We start from the raw sequence: 17,632 nt of genomic DNA, 5'->3' as shown, positions 1-17,632 counted from the left end.
TCACAGTGTCAAGGTCAAGGGGCGGCAGGCGCCGGCGCTTTAGCCGACGCCGTTCAGGTGAATGTCCGTGAGGCCGGCGTGGACGAGCGTTGTCCGGCCGGCGGGGAAGGCGTATGCCGCCGCCTCGCCCCGGTACACCGCCACGAGCTCGCCGTCGCCGCGCCACCACGTGTCGGCCATGCCCGCGACCTCCCGAACCTCGGTGTACCCGGTGAGGTCGAACCCGGCCGCTGCGTCGCCCGTCAGGCGGGTCGTCCGCGTCGCGCTCGCCGCCGCGTGGCCGGCCAGGGCCAGCGACTCCACCCAGCCCTCGATGCTCGCGTGCAGCGGGGTCCAGTGGTCACCGTCCAACCCGAACTCGCCCGCCGGTCCGATGACGAACCCGTAGGGCACCGCCGAGCGGGCGGTTCCCGCGTCGAAGAGCCAGCCGGTTTCCTTTCGCCGGTAGGGGAAGTCGGCGCCGAACGACCGCGGACCGCCGTCGTAGCAGGGTGCCGGCGGGAGGGTGACACCGCCCCAGCGATCGTGGAACGCCGCCGCCCGGTCGATCTGCGCAGCGGGGATGCCCGCGCGCAGCCAGGATTCCCGCAGCGGCTCCAGCGAACCCGCGTCGAGCCGCACCCCGTGCATGGCCACGAAGCGCCGCGCGCGACTGCTCAGCTCGGCTCCGAGCAGGAATAAGTCCACGCACTCACGCTAGCGCGGTAACCGTCCACCCGGGAGCCGCGCGCTCCCGGGTGGACGGAGCTCTCACCCCACCTGCAGGTCTATGCAGCTGTAGAACGCGTTCGCCGTGTCCGCGATGTTCCACACCGCCAGCACCGTCTGGCGTCCCGTGTGGCCGCTCAGGTTCACCTGGTGCGACACCGTGGCCGGCGGCTGCTGGTTGTTGCCGCTGATGTCCGCGACCTTGGCGCCGCCGATCCAGTACTCGTAGTTCGACGTGCGGTGGCGGGCCGTGAAGGTCCACGTGAACGTCGCCGTCGTGCCCACCGGGGACGCGTGCCAGCCCTTGCCGTTGTCGTTCAGCTCGGCGAACTGGGCATTGCCGCCGTTGCAGGACTTCAGGCCCTTCGGGCCCTCGACGCTCTGGGGCTCGTACTTGATGTCGCCGCAGGACACCGTGCCCTGCGCGCACTGGGCCTGGCGGCTGGCCGGGGAATTCACGTAACCGTGCGCGCTGGCGATGCCGGCTGGGTTCACCACCACCAGGACCGGGGCCAGGAGGGCACCCGTCGCGGCCGCGACCAGTTTGCGGTTCATGGAAGCTCCTTCGGGGACAGGCTCGCTTCCCGGGTACGACGAAGCCGCGGCGGGAAGGCCCACCGCTTCCGGGAAGGGGTTCGAGCGAAGGAAAATTGTGGTCTAGACCATACGTCGAATCGGACATCAGGTCAACAGATGGCGAAGTCCTCGTTCATGTTGGTAAGGCGCCAACCGTCACCCGATGTTCCGGTCAGCGGGACTCGCCGGACCGACCAGGCCGCACCCCGCGCCGCGCCTGCCTCTAGGATTCCGCCGGTGACCACCTACGACGACACGTTCGAGCACCTCGACGCCGCGGCCCTGCCGGAGCGGCAGCAGAAGATCCTGGTCGTGATCCGCGACTGGGTGGTCCGCCACGGCTACTCCCCCAGCACCCGCGAGATCGGCGAGGCCGTCGGCCTGCAGTCGACGTCGTCGGTGTCGAAGCACCTGGCGAGCCTGGAGGACAAGGGTTTCCTGCGCCGCGGGGCCACGGTGTCGCGCCCGATGGACGTGCGCGCGTTCCTGCACGGCAGTGCGCCGAGCGAAGACTCCGACTCGGTGCCCGTGCCCGTCGTCGGCGACATCGCCGCCGGCACGCCGATCTCGGCCGTGGAGCACGTCGACGACGTCCTCAAGCTGCCGCGCGACCTCACCGGCCGCGGGAACGTCTTCGGCCTGCGCGTGCGCGGCGACTCGATGATCGACGCGGCCATCTGCGACGGCGACATCGTCGTGGTGAAGCAGCAGACCGAGGCCCACTCCGGCCAGATCGTCGCGGCGATGATCGACGAGGAGGCGACGGTCAAGGTGTACCGCCGCCGCGACGGCCACGTCTACCTCGAGCCCCGCAACCCGGCGTACGCCGTCATCGACGGCGACCGGGCGGCGATCCTGGGCGTGGTCGTTTCGGTGCTGCGGAGCGTCTGACCCGCTTCACCAGGTCACCGGCAGCTCGTAGACGCCGTACACCGACCCGTCGTGCTTGAACGGGATCCGCTCGACGTCCGTGGCCAGCGCCAGGGTCGGAATCCGCCGGTACAGCGTGCTGTAGACGACCTGCAGCTCGAGCCGGGCCAGCGGCTGCCCGAGGCACTGGTGCACGCCGAAGCCGAACGCCACGTGCCGGTGGGAGTCGCGGGTGACGTCGAGCCGGTCGCCGTCCGGGAAGACCGAGGGGTCGCGGTTGGCGACGTCGTTCGCCATGATCACGCCCTCGCCCGCGCGGATGGTCTCGCCCGCGACTTCGATGTCCTCCAGCGCGACGCGGCGGCGGCCGTTGTGCGTGATGTTCAAGTACCGCAACAGTTCCTCGACCGCCGACGCGACCAGCGCCGGGTCGTCGGACTCGCGCAGCAGCGCCAGCTGGTCCGGGTGCTCCAGCAGGGCCAGGGTGCCGAGCGCGATCATGTTCGCCGTCGTCTCGTGGCCGGCGATCAGCAGCAGCACGCCCATCTGCGCCGCCTCGGTCCGGGTCAGCTCCCCCGCGTGGACGCGGGCGGCGAGGCCGGACAGCAGGTCGTCGGCGGGCGCCGCCAGCTTCTCCCCCATCAGCCCGTCGAGGTAGCCGACGAGCGCCTGGTGCCCGGCCGCGCGTTCCTCGGGCTTCGCGTCCCGCCGGATGATGACCTTGCTGTTCTCCTGGAAGAAGTCGTGGTCGGCGTACGGGACGCCGAGCAGCTCGCAGATCACCAGCGACGGCACCGGCAGCGCGAACGCCTCGACGAGGTCCACCGGCTTCGGACCGGCCAGCAGCCGGTCGATCTGCTCGCCGACGATCTGCTGCACCGCCGGGCGCATCGCGGCCGTGCGCCGGATCGTGAACGGCGCGGTGACCATCTTCCGCAGCCGCGCGTGTTCCGGGTTGTCCATCAGGATGAAGCTGATCCCGGTGCCGCCCTTCGGCAGCGGCGCCGGGCTCGGGTAGCCGGGCCGGGTGATGTCGGCGCTGACGCGGGGATCGGCCAGCAGCGACCGCTGCTCGGCGTAGCGCGTCACCAGCCACGGCGTGCTGCCGTCCCACAGCCGGACGCGTGCGAGCGGTGCCTCCGCCTGCAGCGCGCGGGCCGCGGGCGGCGGGTCGAACGGGCAGCCGGCGGCGCGCGTCATCGGGAACTCGGGGATCTCGGCGGTGCTCGTCATCGTTCCTCCGCGGTGGCCGTCAGTTCGTGATCAGTCAACCGAAGACTGCTACGCTAAGTCAAGCGACTGATTTAATTCGGACATCCCCACGGAGGACCCCTCGTGCCCGACCCATCCACGCCCACCGGAGAGGCTTCGCCGCGCGCGAACCTCGTCGTTGGGGTCCTCGCTCTCGCGGGCATCACCGTCTCCTTGATGCAGACGCTGGTCATCCCGCTGATCCCCGCCCTGCCCGGGCTGTTGCACGCCTCCGCGGGCGACGCCACCTGGGCCATCACCGCCACCCTGCTCGCGGGCGCGGTCGCGACGCCGACGATGGGCCGGCTCGGCGACATGTACGGCAAGCGGCGGATGCTGCTCGTCAGCCTCGGCGCGCTCGTCGTGGGCTCGGCGATCGGCGGGCTCTCGGACACCCTCGTGCCGATGGTCGTGGGCCGGACGCTGCAGGGGCTCGCCGCCGGCGTCATCCCGCTCGGGATCAGCATCATGCGTGACGAGCTGCCCGCCGAACGGCTCGGCTCGGCGACGGCGCTGATGAGCGCGTCGCTCGGTGTCGGCGGCGCGCTGGGCCTGCCCGCGGCGGCGCTGCTGGCCGAAAACGCCGACTGGCACGTGCTCTTCTGGACCGCGGCGGGTCTCGGCGTGGTCGTCACGGCGCTGGTCGTCGCGCTCGTGCCGGAGTCGCCGGTGCGCACCGGCGGGCGGTTCGACGTCCTCGGCGCGGCCGGGCTGTCCGTCGCGCTGGTTTGCCTTCTGCTCGCCATCTCGAAGGGCGCGGACTGGGGCTGGGGCAGCGCAGCGACGCTCGGCCTGATCGCCGCGGCGGTCGTCGTCCTGCTGCTGTGGGGCCGGTGGGAACTGCGCAGGCCGCGGCCGCTGGTCGACCTGCGGACGAGCGCGCGGCGCCAGGTGCTGCTGACGAACATCGCGTCGGCGGTCTTCGGCTTCGCGATGTTCGCGATGTCGCTGGTGCTCCCGCAGCTGCTGCAGCTGCCGGCCGCCACCGGGTACGGCCTCGGGAAGTCGATGCTGGTGGTGGGCCTGGTGATGGCGCCGTCGGGGCTGGTCATGATGGCGCTGGCGCCGGTGTCCGCGCGCATCACGGCCACCCGCGGCCCGAAGACGACGCTGATGCTCGGCGCGGTGGTCGTCGCCGCCGGGTACGCGCTCGGCATCGTGCTGATGAGCGCGACCTGGCACCTGGTGCTGGTGTCGAGCGTCATCGGCGCCGGCATCGGGCTCGCCTACGGCGCGATGCCGTCGCTGGTGATGGGCGCCGTGCCGGTGTCGGAGACCGCGGCCGCGAACAGCCTGAACACGCTGATGCGCTCGATCGGGACGTCGGTGTCCAGCGCGACGGCCGGTTTGATCCTCGCGCGGCTGACCATCCGGTTCGGACCGGTGGAACTGCCGTCGCAGAACGGGTTCCGGCTCGTGCTGGGCATGGGATCGGCCGCCGCGCTCATCGCGCTGGGCGTCGCCGCCTTCCTGCCCCGGCGCTCTCCGGCGCCCGCGAGCCCGGAACCCGTCGCGGTGGGCCGCTGACCGTCGCCTGGAGGGGCGGTTCGCGCGCGGTGCGCGTCCGGTAAGCGCCGCGCGGAAACCTTCGGGTCAGCGCCGGGCCAGGACGGTCCGGCACCGACCCGGAGGAGCCGGAAATGACGAAGAACGCTTTGGTGACGGGGGCTTCGCGCGGGATCGGCCGCGCGATCGCGCTGCGGCTGGCGGCCGACGGCGCCGTGGTCGCCGTGCACCACGGCGGCAACGAGGTCGCGGCCAAGGAGACGGTCGCGCTGATCGAGGCCGCCGGCGGGCACGCCTTCCCCGTGTGCGCCCGGTTCGGCGAAGCCGGGGCCGTCGACCGGCTGGCGGACGCGGTGACCGAGGCGTTCGACGGGCTGGACGTCCTGGTCAACAACGCGGGCATCGGCTCGCACAGCCGGATCGGCCAGGTGACCGAGGAGGAGCTCGACCGGCTGCTGGCGATCAACGTGAAGACCCCGATGCTGCTGGTCCAGCGGCTGCTGCCGGTGTTGAACGACGGCGGCCGGGTGATCACCGTCGGTTCGATGGCTTCGCGGATCGCGGTGCAGAGCCAGATCGCTTACACGGTGAGCAAAGCCGCGGTCGAGGCGCTCGCGCCGACGCTGGCCAACGAGCTCGGCCACCGCGGCATCACGGTCAACACGGTCGCGCCCGGGCCGATCCGCACGGATTTGACAGAGCCGCTGCTGGCGATCCCGGAGGCGGCGGCCGGGCCTCACCGCGATGACGGCGCTGGGGCGGATCGGCGAGCCGGAGGATGTGGCCGGGGTGGTCGGGTTCCTGGCCGGGCCCGACGGGCGATGGATCACGGGCCGGACCCTTGACGTTTCGGGTGGGACGTATCTCGGGCCGATCGGGTGAGGCGGGGTGGCCGCCCGGGGTGGACCGGGCGGCCGGCCGGCGGCTTTGCGTTGGGCGGCAGCGAACCGCGCGATCGCACGACCGGGCCCGGCCGCGGGTCAGGGCCGGGCGGCCACGCTATCGGGGTGCCGGGATGGACCGCAGCCAGTCGCGTGACCGGATGCGCGGGCGCGGCCGCCCGGTCAGGATCGGGCGGCTACTCCGTCGAGGTGGAGTACGCCGTCCGTGTGGTGCTCCGCGACGAACTCCGGGCCCTTCGTCACCAGCCGCGCGATCGCCGTTGCGTGGCCGTGGCCGAGGGCGTGCTCGGTCTTCAGCCACGTGATGATCTCGGCGTGCTTGGTCAGCTTCTTCTCCGCGGCCAGTTCGAGGAACGCGCGCGGGGTGAGGCCGGTCTGCTGCTCCGCCTTGTCGAGGTAGGCCTGAAAAGACATCGGTAACTCCCCAGTTCGGACCGAAGGTTCATCGGCATCTCATGCTTGCCACCAAGATGTCACCGACAACTTTTCTTGTCAAGACCTGAGTGCAGCCACCGCCAAGGTCGTGTACTCGATGGTGAAGCCACCACCGAGCGCATCGATCGCGGCGCCGACGTCGGCGAGGACGTCCGCCAGCGCGTCGGGCTCGAGGCGCGTCAGGCCGCCGGTCGTCGGCAAGAGATCCAGCCATTCGTCGCGGGTGTACGTCCGCTCCCACGCGAACGACCACCGCTCGGGCGCGGCGAAGGCACCCGACTCCCGGATCCCGTCGGCGAACTTGGCGAACATGACGTCGTAGAGCTCGGCGGCCGTTCGCGACTCCCCCGCGAACGGCGAATCGGGCCGGACGCGCCGGATGCCCGCGGCGAGGGCGTCCGCCACCGCCGGCGGCGGCTGGAACACGTGCGCGAACAAGGCGAGCAGCCCGCCGGGACGCAAGAGGCCGGCCGCCTTGGCCGCACCGGCGACGGGGTCGACCCAGTGCCAGGACTGCCCGGCGACGATCGCGTCGAAGGTCCGTCCCGCGCTGTCCCAGTCCTCGAACTTCGCGACCTCGACCTCCACGCCGGAACTACGGGCGAAGCCGGCCATCCGCGGATCGGGATCGACCCCGAGCACCCGGCGGCCCGCGGCGCGGAACTGCCGCGCCGCGATCCCGGTGCCGCAGCCGACGTCGAGGAAGTCGGGACCGGGACTCGCGGCGACGACCCGGGCAACCAGTTCGGCGGGATACTCCGGACGGGCGCGGTCGTAGCGTTCGGCGTCGACCCCGAAGGATTCGGCGAAGGACCGGGCTTCATGAGGCTTAGTGGGCATGTGCCCACTCTAATGGGCACGCGCCCACTCGAACAACCGCCCGCGCGTTCGCCGGGGGCGTAACGGAGAATGGGGCCATGCCGACCGGTGTCCACTTGCGCGACGTCCGCAAGCAGCTGTTCGAGGCGGCGGAGCGAGTCTTGCTCCGCGACGGCCCGAACGCCCTGACGAGCCGCGCAGTGACAGCCGAGGCAGACGTGGCAAAGGGCGTGCTCCACCGCCACTTCACCGACTTCGACGCGTTCCTGGCGGAGCTGGTGCAGGACCGCATCGCCCGCCTGACGGACCAGTCGGCAATCCTGGAGGCCTCAGCAGGAACCCGCACAGTCCCATCGAACCTGGTAGACGCCCTGACAGAGCTGTTCGACCCGGTATCGATAGCCCTGACAAGCTTGGTCTTCTTCCGCGACGAGCTCAGGGAGCGCCTACGCCGCCCGGGCGACGGCCTGCCGTTCCTGGCAGAGGCAAAGGAGATGCTGTCGACCTACCTGACAGCAGAGCGAGCACAGGGCCGCATAGCGGCGGACGCGAACGTGGACTCCCTGGCCCTGTCGCTGATCGGAGCAAGCCACCTGCTCTTCGCAGGCCGCCAGAGGCACACCCTCCCCGACCCGACAGAGCTGGAAAAGCTGGTGAACACAGTGACAGCCGACGTAGTACAGCGCCGCCTGCTGTAGAAGTCCACTAAGGACAAAACCGCCAGCCGAAGAGAAAACCCAGCCACACGCGGGGGTCCGGGGGCTTGCCCCCGGCGGGGGCGTGGGGGCTCGGCCCCCACAAGACACAAAGAGAGGGTCATGTTCGCGCTTTCCGCGAACATGACCCTCTCAACCATCTCGTGGGCGATACTGGGATCGAACCAGTGACCTCTTCGGTGTGAACGAAGCGCTCTCCCCCTGAGCTAATCGCCCGCGGTACGGACTTCCACGAGTTCCCGGGGGTGGGCTCGTGGTGCGCGATACTGGGATTGAACCAGTGACCTCTTCCGTGTCAGGGAAGCGCTCTCCCGCTGAGCTAATCGCGCGCTGCGGAACTCCGTACTCGCTGAAGCATATCGGACGGTTTCGGAGCGTCAGCGGGGGGTCCCCTGTGACCGCGGGCACGGCGGAAACCGCCGTGACACGAAGGCGACGGAACGGGCAGACTGCAAGGAGACCGCCTGCTGTCGCCGGCGGCCGCGCCCGATCAGGAGAGCTCTCGCCCCGATGACCGACACCGTGTCCACCCCGCCCGCCGACCTGGATCGCGCTCCGGTGCGCCCGGGGCTCCTCATCGGGGTCTTGGTGCTGTCCGCGTTCGTGATGATCCTCAACGAGACGATCCTGAGTGTCGCGCTGCGTGACCTGACCGTCGACCTGGGGGTGCCGACGACGACCGTGCAGTGGCTGACCAGCGGGTTCCTGCTGACGATGGCGGTGGTCATCCCGACGACGGGGTTCCTGCTGGAGCGGTTCTCGCCGCGGCAGGTGTTCTTGTTCTCGCTGTCGGCGTTCAGCTTGGGGACGTTGCTGTGCGCGCTCGCGCCGGGGTTCGGGATGTTGATGGCGGGGCGGGTGGTGCAGGCGTGCGGGACGGCGGTGATGCTGCCGTTGCTGATGACGACCGTGATGCGGCTGGTGCCGCCGGAGCGGCGGGGCGCGACGATGGGGACGATCACGATCGTCATCGCGGTGGCACCGGCGATCGGGCCGACGATCGGTGGCGCGGTGCTGTCGTCGCTGGGCTGGCGGTGGATGTTCTGGATCGTGCTGCCGCTGGCGGTGGCGGCGCTGGTGACCGGGGCGCTGCAGCTGCGGCTGGAGAGCGAGACGCGGCGGGTGCCGCTGGACGTGCCGTCGGTGCTGCTGTCGGCGATCGGGTTCGGCGGGGTGCTGTACGGGCTGTCGTCGACCGGCGAGCAGGCCGGGGCGGCACCACTGGTGCCGGCGTGGGTGCCGATCGTCGTGGGTGTGGTCGCGCTGGCGGTGTTCACGTGGCGGCAGCTGCGGCTGCAGCGGCGTGACCGGGCGTTGCTGGACCTGCGGCCGTTCACGCACCGGAGTTTCGTGGTGGCGCTGGTGCTGACGGCGTTGCTGTTCGTGTGCCTGATCGGCGCGGCGGCGATCCTGCTGCCGCTGTACCTGCAGACGGTGCTGCACACGAGCACGTTCGTGAGCGGGCTGGCGGTGCTGCCGGGCGGGCTGGTGCTGGGGCTGCTGGGCCGTCCGGTGGGGGCGCTGTTCGACAAGGTCGGCGCGCGCCCGCTGGTGATCCCGGGCGCGGCGGCGATGGCGGTGTCGTTGTGGCTGTTCACGACGCTGGGGGCGGGGTCGCCGCTGATCGCGGTGATCGGGATCCACGTGCTGCTGATGGCCGGGCTGGGGCTGATGATGACGCCGCTGTTCACGGAGTCGCTGGGCGTGCTGCCGGACCACCTGTACTCGCACGGGAGCGCGATCCTCTCGACGCTGCAGCAGGTGGCGGGCGCGCTGGGGACGGCGGTGTTCGTGAGCGTGGCGACGCTGTGGAGCGCGGACGGGGCGGCCGCGGGGCCGGACGCTTCGGGCCTCCGGGCGGCGTTCGTGGTGGCCGGGGTGATCGGGTTGCTGGCCTTCGCGGGGACTTGGTTCATCCGGAAGTCGACTCCGGGGGCGGCGGCCGCACCGAAGCACTGACGGTCGTGAGCGAGAAACAGTGTTAGAACACTGTTTCTCACTCACGACCCACCGCGGCAGACCGCAGCCCCGCAGCCCCGCAGCGTCCACTGAGGACGAAAAAGTCCCGCTTCCGCTCGGCGAAGGCTGGGGGGAACCTGCGAGCGGAAACGGGAGTTCGAGGCCGGTACGGGGGTCGCCTCGCGGCGAGTGGCGCTACACGGCTCCAGCCGGACTGGCACTCCGTGAAGGCATTGGGTGAGGCCCGGGGACTCCTCCGTACCGACACCCCTTACAACGCCCTGGCCGCGCAGGTGTTCCCGACGTGACCGGGCTCATGCCAGCATCCGTCCCAGCAGGACGCCCAGCCGGGTGCGGTCCGCCGTTCCCAGCCCCGACGTCAGCGGGGCCATCGCCCGCCCCGCCTCCGCCGTCAGTTCACGAGCCAGCGCGACGCCGGCCGGGGTCAGGCTGACGCGCACCGAACGCCCGTCGTCGCGGCTGGCCTCCCGGAGAACCAGACCCCGGCGGACCGCCCGGTCGATCAGGCCGCTCACCGACGACCGGTCCAGCCCCAGGTGCGTCGCCAGCTCCGCCATCTTCGGCGTGCGGTCGCGCAGGATGCCCAGGACCCGCAGCTGCGTCAGGGAAAGCTCGTGCGCCGCCGCGACCTCGCTCAGCCGCGCCATCACCGCGAAGGACACCTGGGCGAGGTTGTCCAGCACCTCGTCGGGTTCGGTCATGCCGCCGAGACTACCTTGAACTAGTTGGTAATGCCATCTAAAGTAGTGGGCATTCCCAACTAACAGGAGCAGTCATGCGCGCAGCCGTCGTCACCGAGTTCGGTACTCCGCCCGTCTGCCGGGACTTCGCCGATCCCCGGCCACGCACCGAAGACGAGATTGTCGTCGACGTCGTCGCCGCCGGGCTGCACCCCCGGGTCCGCTCCCAGGCCAAGGGCGAGCACTACACCGGAAGGGGTGAACTTCCGCTCGTCCCCGGCATCGACGGCGTCGGAAGGGGCCCCGACGGCACGCTCCGGTACTTCGTCCTGCCCGACACGTCGCTGGGCTCGATGGCCGAACGGACCGTCGTCGACACCGGACGCAGCGTCATGCTGCCCGCGGACGCCGACCCCATCGCCGTGGCCGCGGGCATGAACCCCGCGATGTCCGCGTGGATCGCCCTGCGCCGGCGGATCGAGTTCACCGCCGGGCGGGACGTCCTGGTTCTCGGCGCCACCGGGAACGCGGGACGGCTCGCCGTCCAGGTCGCGAAGCACCTCGGTGCGGGCCGGGTGATCGCCGCCGGCCGCGACCCGGAAAAACTCGCCGACGTGCACGCCGACGACACCCTCACCTTCGACGAACTCGGCAAGGCCGCCGACGTCGACGTCGTCCTCGACTACGTCTGGGGACCGCCGACCACCGACGCCCTGCGCACGATCGTCACCGAACGCGCGGACCGGGGCCGGCCGCTGACGTGGGTCGAGATCGGCTCGGTGGCGGGACCGGCGATCGAGCTCCCCTCGGCCGCGCTCCGGGCCGCGCGCCTGCAGCTCGTCGGCAGCGGGCAGGGCTCGGTGCCCACCCGGGACATCGTCGCCGAGCTGCAAACCCTCGTCACCGAGATCGGGCGCTTCCGGATCGACGCGCGCCCGGTGCCCCTCCAGGACGTCGAAACGGCCTGGCGGGACACCGGGACGGCTCAGCGCGTCGTCGTCACTCCTTGACCTTCGGCGTCGCCCGCACGCCGGAGTGCAGGTACCGCTCCCCCGTCGGCAGCTCGTAGAACGTCACCGACACCCAGCCGCGCATGCCCGCCGGGCTGTAGGCGAAGTGCGCCGGGCCGACCGGCACCAGCTCGTCCTCGGTCGTCGGCTCCGGCACCAGCTCGGCGAGCGGGCCGGTGACCGTCTGGCGGATCCACAGCTTCCCGTCCCGGTCGAGGACCTCGGTGCGGACCGACTCCCGCTCGTAGACGCCGAGGAACTCCGAGGCGTCGACCTCGGGAGCCGGCACGGGCGGTTCGAGCGGCTGCGGCATCGCGACCCCGGCCAGCTCGGCGAAGATCTCGCGGTAGAGCTCTTCGTAGAGGTCGTGGGTGCTGCCGCCGTTGGTGAGCAGCGTGACCGCCAGCCCGTGCGACGGCAGGATCCGCAGGAACGCCGCCTGCCCGATCGTGTTGCCGTCGTGGCCGTAGACGCGCCGGCCGTCCCAGCCGAAGCGGATCCAGCCGAGGCCCCACGAGTCGCCGAGGGTGTCCTTGTCCGGCATCTCGAACTGCTCTTCGGTCATCGCCTGGGCGGACTCCGCCGAGAGCACGCGCGAGCCGTCCGGGCCGAGGCCGCCGGTCAGGTGCAGGCGGGCGAACGCCAGCACGTCGTCGGTCGACGCCGTGATGAGCCCGGCCGGGCCCGCCGAACGCTGCAGGCCCCACACCGGCGCCGGTTCCGGCTCGGCGTCGCCCGCCGCGACGTGCCCCATCGCCGCGCGCTGCAGGAGGGCCTCCTCCGGCAGGGTGCTCGTCCGCTTGAGGCCGAGCGGGGTGAACAGCCGCTCGCGCAGGGCCGCGTCCCAGGTCTTGCCGGTCAGCTTCTCGATCACCCGGCCGATCAGGACGAACCCCGAGTTGCAGTAGGACAGCGTCGCGCCGAGGGGGTGGGTCTGCGCGGCCTGGTCGAGGATCGCGACGTACTTCTCGAGGCAGTCGTCGCCGCGGCCGGTGTCGGTGAAGACGTCGCCGTCGATGCCGCTGGTGTGGGTCAGCAGGTGCCGCAGCGTCACCTTCTTCGTGACGTCGGGGTCGGCGAGCCGCAGCTCGGGCAGGACGTCGACGATCGGCGCGTCGAGCTTCAGCAGCCCTTCGTCGACCAGCTGCATCGCGACGGTCGCCGTCCACACCTTGGTGATCGAGCCGATCTGGAACACCGAGTCGTCGGTGACCTCGACGCCGGTCGCCTTGTTCAGCACGCCGTGGCTCACCTGGACGACCTCGTCGCCGTCGAGGCGCAGGATGCCGAGCGCCGCCCCGGGGACGCGGTGCTTGCGCGCGAGCTCGGCCAAGCGCCGGCGCCAGTGCGCGGCGTCGAGCGGCACCCGCGCCGGCTTGCCCGGCTCCCCCGCGTACTGCTCGACCCAGTCGACGACGCGGCGGTTGAAGTCCACGCGGTGCGACGGCCGGCCCTCCAGGATGAAGAGGTGCGACGCGCCCGGGTAGAGCACCAGCCGGCTGGGCACGCCCTGCTCGCGCAGCGCGGTGAACCACTGCTCGGCCTGTCCCACCGGGCACCGGTCGTCGTCGGCGCCGTGCACCACCAGCGTCGGCGTGCGCACCTTTTCCACCTGCGCCAGCGGGGAAAGCGCCGCGTAGTGCGCGCGGTTCTCCGACGGGACGGCGCCGAGCTCGGCGACCCCGAGGTAGTGCCCGCTGTCGGACGTGCCCGCCATGCTCACCGGGTCGCTGACCACCCCGCCCGCGATCGCGGCGGCGAACCGGTCGTCGCGGCTGGTGAGGTAGCAGGTCATGAAGCCGCCGTAGCTGTAGCCGGTCACCGCGAGCCGCCGCGGGTCCGCGACCCCTTCGGCGACGAGGTCGTCCAGGGGCTCGAGGAAGTCCTTGGCGTCGGCCACGCCCCAGGCACCGACCGCGGCGGTCAGGAACGCTTCGCCGTAGCCGTCGCTGCCGCGCGGGTTGAGCAGCAGCACCGCCCAGCCGCGGGCGGCGAGCTCCTGGTGGTGGACGTGCACGGCGTCGGCCGTGCCGTTCCACGCGTTGTGCGGGCCGCCGTGGATGTCGAGCAGCAGCGGGAGCGGGCCGGTGCGGGCGGGGTCGCGCAGCAGCCAGCCGTGCACGACCGTGCCGTCGGAGACGGTGAACTCCCGCTCCTCGCGGGTGAACAGCTCGATTTCGTCCGGGCCGTGCGCGGTGTGCACCCGCGCTTCTCCGCCGGTGACGTCGACCGTCGCGACCTCGCCGAACGACGTCCGCGTGGTCAGCACGACCGCCGCGGTGGTCCCGGCGACGCTCAGCCCGTCGACGGCGGTGCCGGCCTCGCCGAGGACGCGCCGCGGCTCCCCTCCGGTGACGTCGACGGCGTACAGGTGCGTGCAGCCGCGGTCCCGGACGCAGAACAGGACCGTCGAGCCGTCGCCGGCGAGCCGCGGGACCGCGCCGGGGTAGCCCGGGCCGCCCGGCATGACGTTGCGGTCGAGCGGCGCGGCGAGGTCGACGGTCTCGCCGCCGTCCAGCGGCACGCGCAGCAGCCCGGCGTGGCCCGGCGCGGTGTCGAGGCGGCCGATGACGAGCAGGGCTTCGCCGTCCGCGGTCCAGGTGACCGTCCCGGCCATGCCCTCGGCCGAGCCCGCCGGTCGCGGTTCGGCGGTGCGGTCGCCGGGGTCGAGAACGTAGACGCCGGACCGGAAAGTGAGGTCGGAGTCGGCGTCGCGCGCCGCGGGGAAGGCCAGCCGGCCGCCGTCGGGCGACCAGGCCGGGTCGCCGGCGTGCCAGTCCCCCGTCGTGACCCGCCGGACCTCGCCGGAAGCGACGTCGAGGACGTGGACGTGCTGGCGCAGCGTGCGCAGCAGGCCGGCGCCGTCGGCCTTGAAGTCGAGCCGGTCGGCGACCACCGGGGCGCTCCCGCGGCGGCCCTGCGCGCCGTCGTCTTCGCCTTCCTCGGCCGCGAGGTCGATCGGGGCGCTGAAGGCGATCTCGGCGCCGTCGGGCCGCCATACCGGGGTGCCCGCGCCGAGCGGCAGGGTGGTGACCTGCTCGGGCTCGCCGCCGTCGGCGGGCAGCAGCCACAGCTGCGCCGGGCCGTCCTGGGCGCGCAGGAACGCGATCCGCGTGCCGTCCGGCGACCACACCGGGGCGCCGTCGGCCCGGCCGCGGGTCAGCCGGCGGGCCTCGCCGCCGCCGGTGGCGACCTGCCAGAGCGAGCGGGTGTCGGTGTCCTTTTCGCGGTCCGCGGTGCGCACCGCGTAGACGATCCGGGTGCCGTCGGGCGAGATCGCCGGCTGTTCGGGGAACTCCAGGGCGTACAGGTCGTCGGTGCCCAGACGTCGGGTCATGCGGGATCTCCTTGTGGGAAACGGTTTCACGCGGCGAAGTGGCAGGCCGCGCGGTGCGGCCGGTGGGCGGCGTCGTCGGCCGGGTCGGCTTGGGTGCAGAGCGTGCGGTCGGTGTGCACGAGCGGGCCGATCGGGCAGCGCGGGTGGTAGCGGCAGCCGGCCGGCGGGTGGTGCGGGTCGGCGGGTTCGGTGTCGGCGAGCGGGTCGTCGGTGTCGGCGAGCAGGCTGCGGTGCGCGGACGGCGCGGAAGCCAGCAGATCCCGCGTGTACGGGTGCTGAGGGTCGGTGAGCACCTGCTCGGCCGGCCCGGCCTCGACGATCCGGCCGAGGTACATCACGGCGACGAGGTCGCTGACGTACCGCACCACGGCGAGGTTGTGCGAGATGAACAGCATCGACAGCGCCAGCCGCCGTTGGACGTCGCGGACCAGGTTGAGCACCGCGCCCTGCACCGAGACGTCGAGCGCCGAGGTGATCTCGTCGGCGATCAGCACCTTCGGCTGCCCGGCCAGCGCCCGGGCGAGCGCGACGCGCTGGCGTTGCCCGCCCGAGAGCTGCCCGGGCCGCATCGCGGCGCGTTCCGGGTCGAGCTGGACGAGCTCGAGCAGCCGGGCCACCTCGGCACGGCGGGCCGCCCGGGCCGTGCCGCGGGGCATGGCCTCGGTGATCGACTCGCCGATCGCCATCCGCGGGTCCAGCGACGAGTACGGGTCCTGGAACACCATCTGCACCCCGCGGCGCCGGGGCAGCCGGCGCACGTCCACGCCGTCGAGCAGCACCCGGCCGGCGTGCACCGGCGCCAGCCCGACCGCGGCCCTGGCGAGCGTCGACTTGCCCGAGCCGGACTCGCCGACCAGGCCGACGACCTGTCCGGAAGGGACGGTCAGGCTGACGCCGTCGACGGCGGTCAGCCGGCCGTAGCGGACGCTCACGGCGTCGAACTCCAGCGCGCTCATGCCGCTCCCTCCTCGTGCGACTGTCCGGAAAGGACACTCACCTGCGGGTGCCAGCAGGCGACCCGGTGACCTTCCGCGGTCGGGGCCAGTACCGGGTCCTCGGTCCGGCACTCCTCCGACGCCAGCGGGCAGCGGGCGGCGAACGCGCAGCCGCCGGGCACCTGGTCCGGCTCCGGCGGGCGGCCGGGGATCACGGCCAGGGGCTCGTCGCGGTCGGTGTCGAGGTCCACCGTCGTGGCCAGCAGCGCCCGCGTGTACGGGTGCTGGGCCGGGCTCCCGGTCGGCAGGTCCTCCACCACGCGCCCGGCGTACATCACCAGCATCCGTTCGCACGTCTGGGAAACGACGGCGATGTCGTGGCTGATGAGCATGATCGCCGCGCCTTCCGCTTCGCGCGTGCGGGCGAGCAGGCGCAGGACCTGCCGCTGCACGGTGACGTCGAGCGCGGTCGTCGGCTCGTCGGCGATGACGAGCTTCGGCTGTCCCATCAGGCCCATGCCGATCATCGCCCGCTGCCGCATGCCGCCGGAGAACTCGTGCGGGTACTGCCGGGCCCGCCGGGCCGCGGCCGGGACGCGCACCGCGGCCAGCCGGTCGACCGCGCGGGCGAACGCCGCACGCCGGGACAGGCCGTGGTGCTGTTCGGACACCTCGGCGAGCTGCCGCCCGACCCGGCGGGCCGGGTTGAACGACGTCATCGGGTCCTGGAAGACCATCGCCAGCGACGTGCCGAGCTCCCGGTCCGGCGCCTTGTCCACGGGCTTGCCGTCGAACTCCAGCCGGTCCGCGGTGACCACGCCGGGCGCTTCGATCAGCCGCGACACCGCCAGCGCGGTCAGGCTCTTGCCGGAGCCCGATTCGCCGACGACGCCGATCGCCTCGCCGCGACGGACGCTGAAGCTCACCCCGCGCACCGGCACGGTCCACCCGGCCGGGCCCGGGAACGCGACCCGGAGGTTTTCGACGACCAGCACCGCGTCGGCGGCGGGGTCGGCCCCGACGGTGTCCCCCGACGCGGCCGGCAGCGGTCCCGCGGCGCGCCGCGAGGCGCGGGTGCGGACGCCGACCACCGCGGCCACCGTCTCCCCGACCAGGTTGAACGCCAGCCCGGCGAGCACCACCGCCGCGGCGGGCGCGAGCGCGGCCACCGGGCTGACGTAGATGCCGTCCAGGCCTTCGCGCAGCAGCCGGCCCCAGTCGTAGTCCGGGGCCTGCACGCCGATCCCGAGGAACGACAGCCCCGCGAACGCGAGCAGCGACGAGCCGGCCCCGATCGTCGCGTTGACGACGAGGGGCTCCCCGATGTTGGGCAGCACGTGCCGGGCCAGCAGCCGGATCCGGCCGACACCGGCGATCCGGGCCGCGGCGATGTAGTCGCGCCCGCTCACCGACGCCGACAGCGTCTGCACGAGCCGGGCGAACCCCGGCGCCATCGCGAACGCGATCGCCAGCACCGCGCCCTGCGTGCCGACGCCGAAGATCACCGCGAAGAACAGCGCCAGCAGCAGCCCGGGGAACGCGACCGCGATGTCGACGGCCGCGACGAGCAGCCGGCCGGCCCACCGCGGCAGCACCGACGGCAGCGTCCCGAGCAGGACTCCGACCCCGACGCCGATCGCGGTCGCCAGGAGGGCGAGCCCGATCGAGAGCCGGGTCGCGACCAGGGTGCGGAAGAACAGGTCGCGGCCGAGGGAGTCGGTGCCGAACCAGTGCGCACCCGACGGGCCCTGGCCGATCGCGTCGGTGTCGATGGCCCCGGCGGCGTCGCCCCACACCAGCGGGGCGACCACCGCCAGCAGGACCACCACGGCCAGCAGCACGGCCGAGCACGCGCCCACCGGGGTGCGCACGGCGGCCGTCCACGCCGATCCACGTCGTCGCGCCAT

General features: G+C 72.5%; 15 protein-coding genes, 2 tRNA genes and 1 pseudogene. 7 read left to right on the top strand and 11 right to left on the bottom strand.

All coding sequences use genetic code 11. From position 1 onward, the window contains the following. Window positions 1-39: 39 nt before the first annotated feature. On the bottom strand, window positions 40-687 hold the full coding sequence (locus ACIRSS_RS27050; RefSeq protein WP_400899604.1) for a hypothetical protein: 648 nt from the start codon (window positions 685-687) through the stop codon (window positions 40-42). Between the two features lie 63 nt (window positions 688-750). After that, window positions 751-1,263, bottom strand: a complete 513-nt coding sequence (locus ACIRSS_RS27045; protein ID WP_400899602.1) for a lytic polysaccharide monooxygenase auxiliary activity family 9 protein — start codon at window positions 1,261-1,263, stop codon at window positions 751-753. Window positions 1,264-1,521: 258 nt separating this feature from the next. Here ACIRSS_RS27045 and lexA point away from each other — a divergent pair, with 258 nt between their 5' ends. Beyond that, window positions 1,522-2,175: a transcriptional repressor LexA gene (lexA, locus tag ACIRSS_RS27040; protein WP_400899600.1), complete on the top strand. Its 654-nt coding sequence runs from the start codon at window positions 1,522-1,524 to the stop codon at window positions 2,173-2,175. Window positions 2,176-2,181: 6 nt separating this feature from the next. Here lexA and ACIRSS_RS27035 read toward each other — a convergent pair whose 3' ends face one another. Next, the gene (locus ACIRSS_RS27035; RefSeq protein WP_400899598.1) at window positions 2,182-3,387 is read right to left on the bottom strand and encodes a cytochrome P450; all 1,206 of its coding nucleotides are present in this window, start codon (window positions 3,385-3,387) and stop codon (window positions 2,182-2,184) included. Between the two features lie 102 nt (window positions 3,388-3,489). On the opposite strand from ACIRSS_RS27035, the gene ACIRSS_RS27030 reads away from it, so the two are divergent. From ACIRSS_RS27030 to ACIRSS_RS27020, 3 genes and pseudogenes are all read left to right on the top strand, one after another. Beyond that, window positions 3,490-4,932, top strand: a complete 1,443-nt coding sequence (locus tag ACIRSS_RS27030) for an MFS transporter (protein WP_400899596.1) — start codon at window positions 3,490-3,492, stop codon at window positions 4,930-4,932. Between the two features lie 113 nt (window positions 4,933-5,045). Next, window positions 5,046-5,561 (top strand): annotated as a pseudogene (locus ACIRSS_RS27025) (SDR family NAD(P)-dependent oxidoreductase); the annotation flags it as partial. A 94-nt stretch (window positions 5,562-5,655) separates the two neighbouring features. Beyond that, window positions 5,656-5,793, top strand: a complete 138-nt coding sequence (locus ACIRSS_RS27020) for an SDR family oxidoreductase (protein ID WP_400899594.1) — start codon at window positions 5,656-5,658, stop codon at window positions 5,791-5,793. Between the two features lie 182 nt (window positions 5,794-5,975). Here the strand turns inward: ACIRSS_RS27020 and ACIRSS_RS27015 are convergent, their stop codons facing one another. Then, the gene (locus tag ACIRSS_RS27015; RefSeq protein WP_400899592.1) at window positions 5,976-6,227 is read right to left on the bottom strand and encodes a DUF4287 domain-containing protein; all 252 of its coding nucleotides are present in this window, start codon (window positions 6,225-6,227) and stop codon (window positions 5,976-5,978) included. Window positions 6,228-6,305: 78 nt separating this feature from the next. Continuing rightward, window positions 6,306-7,088 carry a class I SAM-dependent methyltransferase gene (locus ACIRSS_RS27010; protein ID WP_400899590.1) on the bottom strand — a complete coding sequence of 261 codons (783 nt, stop codon included), beginning with the start codon at window positions 7,086-7,088 and terminating at the stop codon, window positions 6,306-6,308. Between the two features lie 77 nt (window positions 7,089-7,165). On the opposite strand from ACIRSS_RS27010, the gene ACIRSS_RS27005 reads away from it, so the two are divergent. Next, entirely contained in the window at window positions 7,166-7,765 is a 600-nt protein-coding gene (locus ACIRSS_RS27005; protein WP_400899588.1) for a TetR/AcrR family transcriptional regulator, read from the top strand. Between the two features lie 162 nt (window positions 7,766-7,927). On the opposite strand, the gene ACIRSS_RS27000 is transcribed toward ACIRSS_RS27005, so the two are convergent. Continuing rightward, a tRNA-Val gene (locus tag ACIRSS_RS27000) sits at window positions 7,928-7,999 on the bottom strand. A gap of 38 nt (window positions 8,000-8,037) precedes the next feature. Next, window positions 8,038-8,112, bottom strand: a tRNA-Val gene (locus tag ACIRSS_RS26995). Window positions 8,113-8,293: 181 nt separating this feature from the next. Between ACIRSS_RS26995 and ACIRSS_RS26990 the strand changes: the two genes are divergently transcribed. Next, complete coding sequence (locus ACIRSS_RS26990; protein ID WP_400899586.1) at window positions 8,294-9,742, top strand: DHA2 family efflux MFS transporter permease subunit; 1,449 nt, start codon at window positions 8,294-8,296, stop codon at window positions 9,740-9,742. 314 nt (window positions 9,743-10,056) lie between these two features. Here the strand turns inward: ACIRSS_RS26990 and ACIRSS_RS26985 are convergent, their stop codons facing one another. Further along, complete coding sequence (locus ACIRSS_RS26985; protein ID WP_400899584.1) at window positions 10,057-10,464, bottom strand: MarR family winged helix-turn-helix transcriptional regulator; 408 nt, start codon at window positions 10,462-10,464, stop codon at window positions 10,057-10,059. Window positions 10,465-10,538: 74 nt separating this feature from the next. On the opposite strand from ACIRSS_RS26985, the gene ACIRSS_RS26980 reads away from it, so the two are divergent. Beyond that, window positions 10,539-11,453 (top strand): zinc-binding alcohol dehydrogenase family protein, encoded by a 915-nt coding sequence (locus ACIRSS_RS26980; RefSeq protein ID WP_400899582.1) that lies wholly within the window; start codon window positions 10,539-10,541, stop codon window positions 11,451-11,453. On the opposite strand, the gene ACIRSS_RS26975 is transcribed toward ACIRSS_RS26980, so the two are convergent. The 3 genes from ACIRSS_RS26975 to ACIRSS_RS26965 are packed head-to-tail and all read right to left on the bottom strand — an operon-like array spanning window position 11,443 to window position 17,632. Beyond that, entirely contained in the window at window positions 11,443-14,790 is a 3,348-nt protein-coding gene (locus ACIRSS_RS26975) for a serine hydrolase (RefSeq protein ID WP_400899580.1), read from the bottom strand. The genes ACIRSS_RS26980 and ACIRSS_RS26975 overlap by 11 nt on opposite strands. Window positions 14,791-14,816: 26 nt before the next feature. Next, complete coding sequence (locus ACIRSS_RS26970; protein WP_400899578.1) at window positions 14,817-15,746, bottom strand: ABC transporter ATP-binding protein; 930 nt, start codon at window positions 15,744-15,746, stop codon at window positions 14,817-14,819. Continuing rightward, entirely contained in the window at window positions 15,743-17,632 is a 1,890-nt protein-coding gene (locus ACIRSS_RS26965) for a dipeptide/oligopeptide/nickel ABC transporter permease/ATP-binding protein (protein WP_400899576.1), read from the bottom strand. Before ACIRSS_RS26965 ends, ACIRSS_RS26970 begins: the two co-directional genes overlap by 4 nt.

The organism is Amycolatopsis sp. NPDC101161, from assembly GCF_044768185.1.
In the GTDB taxonomy this organism is placed as follows: Bacteria; Actinomycetota; Actinomycetes; order Mycobacteriales; family Pseudonocardiaceae; genus Amycolatopsis.
Note: the sequence above shows the minus strand (reverse complement) of the source record. Positions and strands in the feature narration are given on the sequence as shown.

Excerpts from the sequence above, each read along its gene's own strand:
- ACIRSS_RS26990 (WP_400899586.1), top strand. The coding sequence starts at position 8,294 with ATGACCGACACCGTGTCCACCCCGCCCGCCGACCTGGATCGCGCTCCG.
- ACIRSS_RS27015 (WP_400899592.1), bottom strand. The coding sequence starts at position 6,227 with ATGTCTTTTCAGGCCTACCTCGACAAGGCGGAGCAGCAGACCGGCCTC.
- ACIRSS_RS27035 (WP_400899598.1), bottom strand. The coding sequence starts at position 3,387 with ATGACGAGCACCGCCGAGATCCCCGAGTTCCCGATGACGCGCGCCGCC.
- ACIRSS_RS26965 (WP_400899576.1), bottom strand. The coding sequence starts at position 17,632 with ATGGCGCGACGACGTGGATCGGCGTGGACGGCCGCCGTGCGCACCCCG.
- ACIRSS_RS26970 (WP_400899578.1), bottom strand. The coding sequence starts at position 15,746 with ATGAGCGCGCTGGAGTTCGACGCCGTGAGCGTCCGCTACGGCCGGCTG.
- ACIRSS_RS26985 (WP_400899584.1), bottom strand. The coding sequence starts at position 10,464 with ATGACCGAACCCGACGAGGTGCTGGACAACCTCGCCCAGGTGTCCTTC.
- ACIRSS_RS26975 (WP_400899580.1), bottom strand. The coding sequence starts at position 14,790 with ATGACCCGACGTCTGGGCACCGACGACCTGTACGCCCTGGAGTTCCCC.
- ACIRSS_RS27010 (WP_400899590.1), bottom strand. The coding sequence starts at position 7,088 with ATGCCCACTAAGCCTCATGAAGCCCGGTCCTTCGCCGAATCCTTCGGG.
- ACIRSS_RS27005 (WP_400899588.1), top strand. The coding sequence starts at position 7,166 with ATGCCGACCGGTGTCCACTTGCGCGACGTCCGCAAGCAGCTGTTCGAG.
- ACIRSS_RS27045 (WP_400899602.1), bottom strand. The coding sequence starts at position 1,263 with ATGAACCGCAAACTGGTCGCGGCCGCGACGGGTGCCCTCCTGGCCCCG.
- ACIRSS_RS26980 (WP_400899582.1), top strand. The coding sequence starts at position 10,539 with ATGCGCGCAGCCGTCGTCACCGAGTTCGGTACTCCGCCCGTCTGCCGG.
- ACIRSS_RS27020 (WP_400899594.1), top strand. The coding sequence starts at position 5,656 with ATGACGGCGCTGGGGCGGATCGGCGAGCCGGAGGATGTGGCCGGGGTG.